Origin of the sequence: Rossellomorea sp. y25 (assembly GCF_038049935.1) — a bacterium.
Taxonomy (GTDB): domain Bacteria; phylum Bacillota; class Bacilli; order Bacillales; family Bacillaceae_B; genus Rossellomorea.
In genome coordinates this window covers 3437194-3450259 of sequence record NZ_CP145886.1, presented here as the reverse complement: position 1 = coordinate 3450259, position 13066 = coordinate 3437194, and the positions used below count along the sequence as shown (strand labels likewise).

The following is a 13066-nucleotide window of genomic DNA, read 5'->3' as shown; positions in this document are numbered from 1 at the left end:
CTCAGTATGTAAATAAATTTAAAGTACGCACATTTACCGCATATAGTGATAAAAAGTATACTATTGGATGAATAAAGGAGAGTTGAGGCAAATGCCAAATTTAGGAGAGAAAAATTTCAACTGTGAAAAAGAATTAACCCTCGCCGTAATCGGTGGTAAATGGAAAATGTTGATTTTATGGCATCTAGGCAAGGAAGGAACAAAACGATTTGGAGAATTAAAATCTCTTATGCCGGGTATCACTCAAAGAATGCTTGTCAACCAATTAAGAGAACTTGAAGATCATTTGATCGTGCACCGGGAAGTGTATCCTGTCGTCCCGCCTAAAGTCGAATACTCACTCACCGAGCATGGGGAAAGACTGTTGCCAATCTTAGAGGGTATGTATGAATGGGGCAAAGATTATGTCGAGAATGTACTGGAAAAGGAAACGGATGATCAATCAGCGGTAAAATAGATAGTCTTTCTAACCAAGGGTTAACCTTGGTTTTTTTTTACTGTTTTATATGAGTAGAGACAACAACTTAATTGCCACTACTCGCTTATTTTTATAAAATTGGGGTATAACATAAAATAGCAAACGAGAGAAAGAAAAATAGATAAGTTTATTTGGAGGAGATGCAAAATGAAGATTTCATATCATGGACATTCAGTAGTCAAAATCGAAACAAACGGAAAAACGATTCTAATCGATCCCTTCATCAACGGAAACGAACTGACAGATCTTAAAGTCGATGACGAAAAGCCCGATGTGATCATCCTTACACACGGTCACAACGATCACGTAGGGGACACCGTCGAGCTTGCGAAGAAAAACGACTCACTAGTCATCGCCAATCACGAACTGGCAACCTACCTAAGCTGGCAACTAGTGAAAACTCATCCGATGCACGTTGGGGGAGCTTACGAATTCGACTTCGGTAAAGTGAAACTAACACAGGCTTTCCATGGATCAGGTCTGATTACAGACGGAAATGAGATTATTTATATGGGTATGCCTGCAGGCGTTCTTCTCATGATTGAAGGAAAAACCATCTTCCATGCAGGGGATACGGGATTATTTTCCGACATGAAACTGATCGGGGAGCGTCATCCCATCGACCTTGCCTTCTTACCGATCGGAGATAATTTCACAATGGGACCTGAAGACGCGGCCACGGCAGCAAGCTTCTTAAAAGCGAAGAAAGTTGTGCCGATCCACTATGATACATTCCCGCCGATCAAGCAGGATCCAAACAAATTCATCGAGCTGCTCCAGGATTCTGAAGGACAGGTCATGAAAGCCGGAGACGTAATCGAATACTAATAAAGGAAGGGTGGTGCATTTGCATCACCCTTTTTCACATGTTTACACAATATCCTCCACTCACTCGCATATACATGATACAAGCCCAGAGAGGAGGAAGAACGTGTGAAACAACGATATATCCTATGCTTACTCGTAACAGGAGCACTCATCTACTATGGAGCTCCCCGTATGTCCATCTTTGCAGAAGGCCTTCAAGGCACCTTTGCCATCAGCTGGCTCGTCCTCGCCACATTCGTCGTAGCAGGAAATCTAGCAGCCCTTCTATATACACCTAAAGGAACAAGTAAGGGTAAAGGCAAGAAGTTGAAATCTAAACCTGTTCGCAGAATGAAATCAAGGTCGTTTGGATGAGTTTAGGGAGAGAGTGATGCTTCTTAAAGGTAGAGTTGCAAACCCAATAAGTTGATTGAAGCGGAAGGGGCTCGACTCCTGCGGGAATAGCCGGAAAGTACGAAAAGCGGAGGCGGCTCGCCCAGCCCCGACAAGCATAAGATGAATGGGCCGGGAAGGCGTTTTTTGCCTTCTTGGACCATTTAGCTTATGACCTCGAGGGACTAGCCGCCGGAGCTAGACAGGTGAGATCCCGGAAGCGCAGCTGAGGAGGCTCACCGCCGGCCCCGCGGAAAGCGAGCCCCTGCAGCGAAAATCAACCAGCACTCTCTAATCTAAGTGGGGCTTTCACAACCGAAAGCCCCGATTAAATTGAAACACCACGCTTTTCACATTATAATAAACATATGAAGCAGGACGTTATAAAGAAGGGTGAAAAGCTTGGCTACTAAACACGAACAAATATTAGACTACATAGATACCTTGCCAGTCGGTGAAAAAATCTCCGTCCGCCAAATTGCAAAAGCACTGAACGTGAGCGAAGGAACCGCGTACAGGGCGATTAAAGATGCGGAAACAAAAGGCTACGTCAGCACCATCGAACGCGTCGGAACGATCCGTATCGAACAAAAGAAGAAAGACAACATCGAAAAGCTCACCTATGCAGAAGTGGTCAATATCATTGATGGACAAGTATTGGGTGGAAGAACGGGATTACATAAAATGCTCAATAAGTTCGTCATTGGAGCGATGAAGCTTGAAGCCATGATGAGATACACGGAAGCAGGGAACCTGTTGATCATCGGGAACCGGACCCAGGCCCACGAGCACGCACTGAGAGCAGGGGCAGCCGTACTGATCACCGGTGGATTCGATACAGAAGATCATGTCAAGAAGCTTGCAGACGAGCTCGAACTCCCTATCATTTCCACTTCCTACGACACCTTTACCGTGGCGACCATGATCAACAGGGCCATCTATGATCAGCTCATCAAAAAGGAAATCGTATTGGTGGAAGATATTTTAACAAAAGCAGATGACACAGCGTACTTGCATATAGATGATACGTTGGAGGAATGGTACGAAAAGAATCAGTATACGTTCCACAGCCGTTTCCCGGTAGTGGATAACAACCTGAAAGTACATGGCATGGTCACCTCTAAAGACGTCATGGGGCAGGAAAAGTATACGGGGATCGATAAGATCATGACCAAACAACCGATCACCGTCAGCCCGAATACAAGCGTAGCCTCTGCCGCCCATATCATGATCTGGGAAGGGATCGAATTACTTCCCGTCGTGAATGAACAAAACAGGCTCCAGGGAATAATCAGTCGTCAGGACGTATTAAAGGCACTGCAAATGATCCAAAGGCAGCCACAGGTCGGGGAGACGATTGATGATCTGATCAGTAACGCAGTAGAAGCAGCGGGTGAAAAGAAGGGCGATAAAGAAGTCTACCATTTTGCGGTGACTCCTCAGATGACCACGGGAATTGGTACAATCTCGTATGGCGTATTCACGACACTCATGACAGAAGCGGCCAATCGTTCATTGAAGCCCTACAAAAAAGGGGATATTGTCATCGAAAACATGACCATCTATTTCATCAAGCCCGTCCAAATGGAGAGCATGCTTGAAATTCACCCAAAAGTGCTCGACGTCGGAAGGAAATTTGGTAAAGTGGATGTAGAAGTATATTGTGAAGGTGTAATGGTCGGAAAATCCCTGATGATCTGTCAGCTGATTGATCGTCATTAAGTTTGTTTCTGAATAAGCAAATGATGGATGTGAGATTTTCTGGAATCACTTGTAGAATGTTCGACAAAAGGTTCATAAAATGAATTTCCGGTTCATAAGTTGCCGAAACCGGATCATAAATCTGGAAAGAGGATCATAAGTAACGAAATCCGGTTCATAAATCCGGGAAGAGAGTCATAAGTAGCCAAAATCGGTTCGGAAAGTTGAAGAATGACCGCTTTTTCATCCATAGGCTACTTAAAAGGTCATCATTCACCCGATAATTGAACAAAATGATGCTTTTTTTACCTGAAAAAATCAATCCACCGACTAAGAAATCAGAAAAAAAAGACCGGATAAGCATCCAGTCTATTGTCATATTTATTGGTTATCCAGTTCTTTCGCTTCCCTTTGAGCATAAGGAAGCACGTGCTTGTACAGCTTATAGCCGGCCCAGCAGCTTCCAAGTCCAATAAGGATGAAAAGGCCGCCGATAAAATACGTCAGCGTCCCAGGAAATAAGAACAGCTGGTTTATACCGAATAGGGCAACAAATAGCCCGAGGGCAATGCTTGCCTTCGCCGATAACCATTTCTTTTCCATTGGTCGATTCGTTCGGACCTGTCTGATTTTATAAAAGATATAAAACGTGAATGTTACGACAATCAGTAGTGCGAGAAAATACATAGTTTTGTCCTCCATCGTTGACTTCTCTCGCTACTATTTTACAGATATCAGGACAGAATGCCAAATAAAAAATCCACTACAAAGGAGATTCCCATGAAAGAACAAATACTGGAACTCATCAAACAATATGAAACCATCATCGTACATAGACATGTTCGCCCGGATCCTGACGCATACGGCTCCCAGGGAGGACTGGTGGAAATGCTGAAAACATCATTCCCGGCTAAAAAGATATATGCCGTCGGGCAAGAAGATGAAAGTCTTCATTATTTAAAACGCCTGGATGTCATTGAAGACCATGTGTTCGAAGGAGCTTTAATCATCGTTTGCGATACGGCGAATGAAGAACGTATCTGTGACCGTCGTTATAAGTTAGGGGATAAGCTCGTGAAAATCGATCATCACCCTAATGAAGATGCATACGGAGACTATTTATGGATCGATACATCCGCAAGCTCAGTAAGTGAAATGATCTATGAATTCTACTTGTTCGGTAAAGATAAAGGACTCACCCTATCTGATGAGGGCGCAAGACTTTTATTTGCCGGGATTGTGGGGGACACGGGAAGATTCCTTTATCCGAGTACAACCCAGAATACGTTTGATATCGCAGGCGAATTGATCCGCTTTGATTTTGACCGTAATGAACTATTCAATAAAATGTACGAGATCGATGCCAATGTCATCAAGCTGCACGGATATGTCCTTCAAAACTTCGAAATGGATGGGGATGGCTGTGCAAGCATGATCATGACGAAAGAAATTTTGGAAGAGCATCAGGTCATTCCTTCAGAAGCGTCTTTACTGGTCAGTACATTGGGGAACGTAAAAGGCATCAAAGCGTGGGTCTTCTTCATTGAAGAAAGTGATCAAATCAGGGTCCGTCTGCGTTCAAAAGGACCGGTCATCAACACCATCGCCAAAAAATACAACGGCGGCGGGCATCCATTGGCTGCAGGGGCGTCGATTTATTCATGGGAAGAAAAAGAAGAAGTGATGAAGGATTTAAGAGAAGTGTGCAGGAATCATCAATAAGTCTTAAGAGGAGCTGGCAGATGCCGGCTCCTCTATTTAATGTTCTAAAAATCCCCAGCTTCAAATTTTATAGGGGTGTGAGTGGTTCGTACAGTATAAACCTGTTCAAGCTCCGGTCCATTGACTGGAGTGTTTTTTTGTTCTTCCCCTGTAAAATAGGCTTTTGTATCAGTCACAATACCCAGCAAGAAGACATAAATTGTTTGGGAGTGTTCAAATTGTTAATGAATGTACCTAAATGACAGAAATTTTTCTTAGAAAGCTCAATGGTTTTTGTTCCTTAAATGCGAGAGACATTGGGTAATTTTTTGGGGAGGTAATGAAATTGATGAATCATTTTCACAATGAACTTCAAAATCTGAATGTAGGTGATTTCCAGGCAACACAGCCTGTTTCATGGGATCAAAACATGTATGATCCGAATGACGAACGACTCTTTCTTGGATTTGGAGGCTGTTTCGGCGTTGGTTTCTCATGCTTCTTTAGCTGTTTTGGTTGTGGTGGCTGTGGTGGATGCTTCCGTTGCGGCGGGTGCGGAAGATGCGGCGGAGGTGGCCGGTGTGGCGGTTGCGGCAGATGTGGACGCTGCGGCCGTTAATCAGCTTTTAGAATTTCGTTTTCAACATGATCCCTGTACGAGTCAGTGCAGGGGTCTTTTTTTTATACATAAGGGACAAAGTGAGACTCATACGATGATAATGATAGTCACATTAGCGGGTGTAAGGAGGAGCGCTATGGAAAAATTGGACCCTTCTATGCGTTTAAAAGTAATGAGGGATACGTTTTATCTCCCCGAACCAAACAGCGGTGTTTTCTTTAGGAATAACCAATGCTCTTTCCGCATGGAGGGAAGTGGAATTGATCAATGGGTTGAGAAGTTGCTTCCGATGTTCAATGGGGAGTACTCCCTTGAGTATTTGACGAACGGACTGCCTGACCCTTATAAAAACAGGGTCATGGAAATAGCAGAGGTTTTGCATAAAAATGGATTTGTCCGGGACGTGAGCAAGGATCTGCCACACCAGCTGCCCCAGCATGCAGTGGAAAAATTCGCATCACAGATTGAATTTGTCGATAGTTTGGCAGGTTCGGGCGCATCAAGGTTTGAAACCTACCGCGGGGCCAATGTCCTGGCAGTGGGGTCTGGTCCTTTTCTGACTTCACTCGTTTCATCGCTGATTGAATCGGGATTGGCTAAGCTGCAGGTTCTCTTGACCGATGGGGTACCGACGAATAGAGGCCGGCTGCAGGAACTCGTGGAACATGCGCGTAAAACGGATCCGGAGGTAGAGCTCCAGGAAGTCGGATTCAGTGAAGACGGATGGCGGGAGACCCTGAAGCCCTTCGATTCCATTTTATATGGTAGTCAAAACGAAAACCTTGAGGAATTGGAGCTCCTCCATGCCATTTGCCGGACTGATAAGAAGTTGTTGATTCCGGCGATTTGCAACAGGCAGACAGGAATCGCAGGACCCATCATCCACCCTGATTCCGAGGCTGGTTGGAAATCTGCTTGGAGGCGCATTCACACTACAGCCTTACGAAAAGAAGATCAGGTTTCGATCGAATCGGCGATCCCTGGAGCGATGCTTGCGAACATAGTCGTCTTTGAACTATTCAAAGAGATAACGGGAGTGACAAAATCAGATCAGCGAAATCGAATCTTTCTGCTGGATACAGAAACGCTTGAAGGAAGCTGGCATTCCTTTTTACCTCATTCCTTGGAGATTGGATATTCAGGAGCTGAAGGTGTTCAGAATGTGGAAACACGGATAGAACAGGTTTCAGAAAGATCTGACCCTGAAAAAGTGTTGTATCTCTTTACTCTGCTGACGTCTAAAGAGACGGGGATTTTTCATGTGTGGGAAGAAGGAGATACGAAGCAGCTGCCATTGGCTCAATGCCGTGTCCAGCCGGTCGATGTCCTGTCCGAGGGCCCTGCCGAACTGTTGGATGAGGTGATCTGCAGTGGCTTGACCCATGAAAAAGCACGCCGGGAAGCAGGGTTAAGGGGGATAGAGAGATACGCTTCAAGATTGGCCAGTTTGATCGTTCCTCGAGAGACGGGTGAATATATGGCCACCTGCACAGGAGCGACGTTTGCAGAATGCGTCGGCCGCGGTCTTCGGGAGTGTTTGACTGATGGGTTGAGGAAAAGAGAATCGGTTCAAAGCAGCACGATTTTCCGTCTTGAATTGGATAGGGTTGAGGATGAAACATGCCGTTATTATTTACAGGCACTGACCACCATGCAAGGAAGGCCGGAAATCGGATTAGGGGAGGAATTGGCTGGATTTCCTGTCGTCTATGTTCGTGGAAGGAACGGCTGGTATGGGAATACCGATTTCACGATCACCATGGCACTGAGGCACTCTCTTAAGCATGCACTCTTTCAAGCCCAGAACGATAAGGAGGCTTTCGACGCAAAACCGGTTGTTGTTGCGTTAGCGCAAGGAAAGGCAGAGAGGATCACCATTCCAGCCAGTGAAGGCAGTACCCAGCCCCTGAAAGAAGCAATCGAAACCTTGAAAAGGAATCAGAAGCAGGTAGTGGTATATGAACTGAATATTGAGCCCGTTTTTAAACAGGAGCTCGAAGGCGTGTTTGGTGTGCTGCTGCGAGAGGAGGAAACCTGATGAATTCTTTCGTGGTGATTGTGGGGGATGGGCTGCTTGCGGACCTTGTATGTGCGCAAATATCAGCCCGGTATCCCGTTTTCCGGCAAGAAAACGTTGAAAAAAAGTTCCCTGCACAGACAGATTTGGTGCTGACACTTGATGATACATGGAATCCGGCTGTGCATCAAATGGCAGAAGAAGTGATGAGGCAGTCGTCTATCCCATGGCTGAGAGGCTTCGTTTCGTTTGGAGAGGGAATCATCGGCCCACTGGTTCATCCGAACACACCAGGATGCTCACAATGTGCCGATTTGAGACGTCTCCTTGGAGGGAAGGAACGGAATGAGATGCGGGAGGTACAGGAAAAACTCACTGAAGACGGTGGAATCACGAAAGATCCATGGGCTTCGAATACCGGGTTAGTGCATATGACTCATATCATCGCAGCAGAAGTTGGCCGGGTCCTTGAAGGTGCAAAGCCACATTCCAAAGGACAGGTATGTTTAACCGACTTGAAAACATTGAACAGCTCCTGGCATTCCTTCGTTCCCGACTCATTATGCCATAATTGCAGCCCGATACCGGACGATTCGCCGGAGTTAGCTCGTGTTTCCCTCAAGCCTAGCCAGAAAATTCGTGCAGACAGTTTCCGCTGTACCCCTCTGGATGAACTGAAAGATGTCCTGATAAAAGACTATCTGGATAATCGGACCGGACTTTTCAACAGCAAGATGTATGACCTGGTGACGCCATTTGCAGATGCGAGTGTCAATATGCCGATGTTCTCCGGAGATGAAGGGACGGCTGGGCGGACACAAGTCTACTCAGATAGTGAGCTGACAGCCATTCTTGAAGGATTGGAGCGTCACTGCGGCCTGCAGCCCCGGGGCAAACGGACAGTCGTCCATGATAGCTACCGACAGTTGGAGGAGCATGCACTGAATCCGCTGAAGGTCGGCGTCCACACCGAAGAACAGTACGCGATGCCAGGTTTTCCATTTGAAAAGTTTGACCCTGACAGGGCTATTGACTGGGTGTGGGGTTATTCACTCATCGAAGAACGTCCTATTCTCGTCCCTGAGCTCCTTGCCTATTACAGTCTGGGCTGCAGCTCATCCGGTTTTGTTTATGAAACTTCCAATGGCTGTGCACTTGGAGGAAGCAGGGAGGAAGCGATTTTTTACGGAATCATGGAGGTGGTCGAACGGGACTCGTTCCTTTTGACCTGGTATGCCGAGCTCAACCTGCCGCGTCTTGATCCTCTTACATCAAGGGACGAGGAGCTGCAGTTAATGATCGAACGGATGAGGGCGGTCGCAGGGTATGATCTCTATTTATATAACTCTACCATGGAGCACGGAATTCCAAGCGTCTTTGCGATGGCCAAGAACAGGAAGGATAAGGGGTTGAATCTGATCCTCGCGGCAGGTGCCCATCTGGACCCAGTGAGAGCGGCAAAAAGCGCGATTCAGGAGCTCGCCGGGATGATGCTGAATCTGGATGAAAAATTGGAGAAGAACAAGGCGAATTATGAAAAAATGCTCGAAGATGATTCTCTAGTAAGGCAGATGGATGATCACGGCATGCTGTATGGATTGCCCCAGTCCGAGGAACGTTTCACCTTTTTACAGGATGACAGCCGACCTTCGCGAAGTTTCCAGGAGGAATTCAACTGGAGATCTCATCACACAGATCTGACGGATGACCTGAAGGACATTCTTGAAAGATTCCGAACCCGGAACCTTGATGTCATTGTGGTTGATCAAACCGCCCCAGAACTTGAAAAGAACGGACTATACTGTGTGAAAGTGTTGATTCCCGGCATGCTTCCCATGACATTCGGGCATCATCTCACCCGTCTGACAGGATTGGAAAGAGTCCTTAACGTCCCGGCGGAACTGGGATATGCCGACCGGCCATTGATCTATGAGCAGCTTAATCAAAAACCGCATCCGTTTCCTTAAGGTACTAGGAGGTAAGGAGGATGAGTCTGGAAGAATTTTTACACAATCTGCAATGTAATATCAATCGGGCCAATCAGCCAAACTGGGAAGTGGATTGGGAGGATGCCCCTCTCCCTTACAAGCTTTACCGGAGGCTGCGGGTTGTGCCATTGTCTTTGGAAGTACCTGTGTCACTGTTCGAGAGCCAGCCGCCGTCAACACCCAATTTAGAAAGAATCGGGCATTTTCTCTGGTATGTCTATGGCATCACTGGGGTAAGCCAGTCAATGGATCCGGATGATTCTCTGGATCAGGAGTCATACCCCATCCACTCCTATCGGCGGTTTGCTCCATCAGGAGGGGCGCTGTATCCGAATGAACTATATATCTATTTAAAGTTGGATGATTTGCCCGATGGAATCTACCATTATGATGTATCCCATCATCGCCTAGTCCTGCTCCGGGAAGGGAATGTCGATTCATATCTAGAAAGGGCACTTGGCAATCGCTGCGATATCTCGACGTGTTTTGGCACAGCTTTTGTTTCCACCCGATTTTGGAAAAACTTTTTTAAATACAATAACTTTTCCTACCGGCTGCAAGGACTGGATGCCGGTGTCCTTAAGGGGCAGCTGCTGGAAACGGCCAAACGGTTTGGATTCGAGTCAGGGGTGTATGTTCAATTTCTGGACTCAGCGATCAATCATTTACTTGGACTGACCGAGGAAGAGGAAAGTGTCTATTCCGTCATCCCGCTTTCAGTTGCTGCAACGAATTGGGCTGGAAACGGGAAAGGGGTGGAACGGGCATTCACCGCTGAAGAAGTATGCAGGGAGCTACCCGCTATTTCTGTGGAACTCTACGAAAAGTCTGAAAGAATTAGAGAGTTTCCTATGTTACTGGCAGCGAATGAAGCTTCTAAAATCGATTCAACCGGCGATTTTCAGAAACTCGGAAACCAACCGGCTTTTAGAAACGGAGAAAAAGAAATTCATCTGCCGGAGATCGAACCATTCTCCAATGATTTTGTTGAGATATGCAAAAATCGTTATTCCCCCGAAATGGATTTTGTCATGGGGAAGGTCAGTCAGCAGAGGCTTTCGACTATATTGAAAAAAGCCACTCAGTCCTACTCTTTTCGAAGTGACATCGACGAAGTTCCTTACGGAGATGAATCCCGTGTTTCGATCTTTGGCTGTTTCTATAATGTGGAAGGCGTACCCAATGGCGCATACGCATATGACAGTGTCCGTCATTCATTACGGGAAATCAGCACAGGAGATTATCGTCTTCAGCTTCAATCGGGTCTGTCCCTTGATAACGTCAATTTGCTTCAGGTGCCGTTGTGCCTTCATATCATTGGAAACAAAGATTACTATCAAGCCCTGGGATACAGAGGCTACAGGATCATGCAAATGGAAGCAGGAATGCTTGTACAGCGCCTGCTTTTAGCCTCGTCTGCGGTCGGGTTAGGCGGACACCCGCTTCTTGGGTTTGATACGGCATTGACGGATAGAATGTACAAACTAGATTCAAAGGGTCAAACGACCTTGATTCAAATACCGATCGGGCCATTTCGGGAGCGGGCTTGGATGAGGGGGAGTTTGTTGAGTTGAGGAGGGGGTGGCCATGGGGACAGGTCCCTTGGCTTTTAAAAGGAGCCTCGGTTTGATTCTTACAGATAAAGAAAATTCGACATTTTGGCACGATTATCGAATTTCTCGCATGAATGCATCTGAAACTCGCACGATTATTACGGAAGCCGCATGATTTTTCCAAATCCCGCACGTTAATTGTAAATTACGCATGATTTTTCCAAATCCCGCACGTTAATTGTAAATTACGCATGATTTTTCCAAATCCCGCACGTTAATTGTAAATTACGCATGAATCTTCGCTATACCCCTTTTCAAGGGGATAAGATGGTAGGACTGAAAGGTTGGAAAAGACTATTTTGAGGAAAAACTTTCAAAAAAACGTCCCTTGGGCAGGCCATGGGGCGTTTTTTTGATGAAAATGAGGAAGGTCCCCAGGTAACCCTTGTTCAGTTAAAGGGCCATTTAGTTGAACAAGAGTATTGCTCAAAATCATAAAATTTGAAATAATTGGTATTATGAAACATTCAGCTATAAAACTTTAGAGGGTGCATTTATGGAATTTGTTATCACTAATGAACAAGTTAAACAAGAATTGGAAAAGCGTTGGTAGACCGAATTTAAGAAGAGAGAAATAGATATACCTTTTAAAAAAACTACTGTTTCTTTTTCTACCCCCCAAGAGATAATTAATTTTATTAATGAAGAGTTTCCAGTGTGGTCAAAAATACTGGAAGATCAACAACGGTCAAATTTGACAAATAAGATAAAACAATTTGTAAATCATAGTACAAACTCACACCAAGCCACAACTAACGTTAGGGAGTTATATAATCTCCTTGTTAATCTCTCTAATAACAAGGAAATTATATATTCAAAATCACCAGAAGGAAAACTAATAAACAAGCTAGATTCGATAGAAGCTAAAGGATTCCATAAATACATAGCAAATAAGCCATTTAATACGCGTAATGAGGATCTCGATAGTAGGTTAATATATGGGGCATTTTTAGCAATTCTATTCGAAAAAGGGTTTGTAAAAAAGAAAGAAATTCAAGGATTATTAGAATCACCGGAAGATATTTTCAATGATTATCAATCGGATTATGAAAATGAAATCGATTCTTTAAAATTGAAAAAGGAAGAGTTAGAGGAAAAAATTAAAAATCTTCAAAATTTTCTTAGTAACATAGAAGAAAAGACCCTCGGTGATATTAGTACATTAAATAATGAGTGGAAAAAGGAAGTTGCTGAATTAGTAAGTCAGAAGAAGACAGAAATTGAGACTTTAGAGGCGCAATATTCAGAGAAACTAAAGTTAAGTGGACCAACCCAGTATTGGACAGAACTTTCAAAGACTTATAAGACACAGGGCATTATTTGGTCTTCGATTTCTCTAATTATTGGATTAGGATTAGGGTTAATAATTTGGGATTATCATCACATCTTAACCTTTCTGACACAACAAATGTAACTAATACTTTACAAAAATATTTAATTGTGGCCGTAGCCACTTCAATTGGTTTTTACCTTTTAAGTCAAGGAGTCAAGATTACAATGAGTCGGTTTCATCTTTCTACAGATTACGAAGAAAGGGCCCAACTAACTAATGTTTATCTCGCATTAATAAATGCAGAAGAAAATTATCCTACTGAAGAAAAGCAGATTATTTTACAATCTATTTTTAGTAGATCAGAAAGTGGATTGATAAAAGGTGATTCAGGACCTGTAATGCCGAATAATTTTTTGACACAAATACTTAAAAACACAAAGTAGAGGGTTTCCAACTTTAACAGTTTCCATGCAGCC

12 protein-coding genes are annotated in these 13066 nt (G+C 44.6%); 11 read left to right on the top strand and 1 reads right to left on the bottom strand.

The genetic code is table 11. The annotated features are described in order from the left end of the window. Positions 1-91 precede the first annotated feature (91 nt). From AAEM60_RS17510 to AAEM60_RS17495, 4 genes are all read left to right on the top strand, one after another. Positions 92-457 carry a winged helix-turn-helix transcriptional regulator gene (locus AAEM60_RS17510; protein WP_159362486.1) on the top strand — a complete coding sequence of 122 codons (366 nt, stop codon included), beginning with the start codon at positions 92-94 and terminating at the stop codon, positions 455-457. Positions 458-625: 168 nt separating this feature from the next. After that, positions 626-1306: a metal-dependent hydrolase gene (locus AAEM60_RS17505; RefSeq protein ID WP_341356775.1), complete on the top strand. Its 681-nt coding sequence runs from the start codon at positions 626-628 to the stop codon at positions 1304-1306. A 105-nt stretch (positions 1307-1411) separates the two neighbouring features. Continuing rightward, complete coding sequence (locus AAEM60_RS17500; RefSeq protein WP_341356774.1) at positions 1412-1660, top strand: hypothetical protein; 249 nt, start codon at positions 1412-1414, stop codon at positions 1658-1660. 420 nt (positions 1661-2080) lie between these two features. Then, entirely contained in the window at positions 2081-3400 is a 1320-nt protein-coding gene (locus tag AAEM60_RS17495; protein ID WP_341356773.1) for a DRTGG domain-containing protein, read from the top strand. 360 nt (positions 3401-3760) lie between these two features. Here AAEM60_RS17495 and AAEM60_RS17490 read toward each other — a convergent pair whose 3' ends face one another. Next, positions 3761-4066, bottom strand: a complete 306-nt coding sequence (locus AAEM60_RS17490) for a YtpI family protein (protein ID WP_341356772.1) — start codon at positions 4064-4066, stop codon at positions 3761-3763. A 93-nt stretch (positions 4067-4159) separates the two neighbouring features. Here AAEM60_RS17490 and AAEM60_RS17485 point away from each other — a divergent pair, with 93 nt between their 5' ends. From AAEM60_RS17485 to AAEM60_RS17455, 7 genes are all read left to right on the top strand, one after another. Then, positions 4160-5101 (top strand): bifunctional oligoribonuclease/PAP phosphatase NrnA, encoded by a 942-nt coding sequence (locus AAEM60_RS17485; protein WP_341356771.1) that lies wholly within the window; start codon positions 4160-4162, stop codon positions 5099-5101. A gap of 328 nt (positions 5102-5429) precedes the next feature. Next, positions 5430-5699, top strand: coding sequence for a heterocycloanthracin/sonorensin family bacteriocin (locus AAEM60_RS17480; RefSeq protein WP_148970939.1), 270 nt, complete (start codon positions 5430-5432; stop codon positions 5697-5699). 136 nt (positions 5700-5835) lie between these two features. Continuing rightward, on the top strand, positions 5836-7737 hold the full coding sequence (locus tag AAEM60_RS17475) for a putative thiazole-containing bacteriocin maturation protein (RefSeq protein ID WP_341356770.1): 1902 nt from the start codon (positions 5836-5838) through the stop codon (positions 7735-7737). After that, a complete protein-coding gene (locus AAEM60_RS17470; protein WP_341356769.1) occupies positions 7737-9683 on the top strand; it encodes a TOMM precursor leader peptide-binding protein in 1947 nt (648 codons plus the stop codon). The genes AAEM60_RS17475 and AAEM60_RS17470 overlap by 1 nt, the downstream gene beginning before the upstream one ends. A gap of 20 nt (positions 9684-9703) precedes the next feature. After that, positions 9704-11278, top strand: a complete 1575-nt coding sequence (locus tag AAEM60_RS17465; protein WP_341356768.1) for a SagB family peptide dehydrogenase — start codon at positions 9704-9706, stop codon at positions 11276-11278. A 694-nt stretch (positions 11279-11972) separates the two neighbouring features. Further along, positions 11973-12731 (top strand): DUF6161 domain-containing protein, encoded by a 759-nt coding sequence (locus AAEM60_RS17460; RefSeq protein WP_324744913.1) that lies wholly within the window; start codon positions 11973-11975, stop codon positions 12729-12731. Further along, on the top strand, positions 12638-13033 hold the full coding sequence (locus AAEM60_RS17455; protein WP_341356767.1) for a DUF6161 domain-containing protein: 396 nt from the start codon (positions 12638-12640) through the stop codon (positions 13031-13033). Before AAEM60_RS17460 ends, AAEM60_RS17455 begins: the two co-directional genes overlap by 94 nt. The last annotated feature ends 33 nt before the right edge of the window (positions 13034-13066 follow it).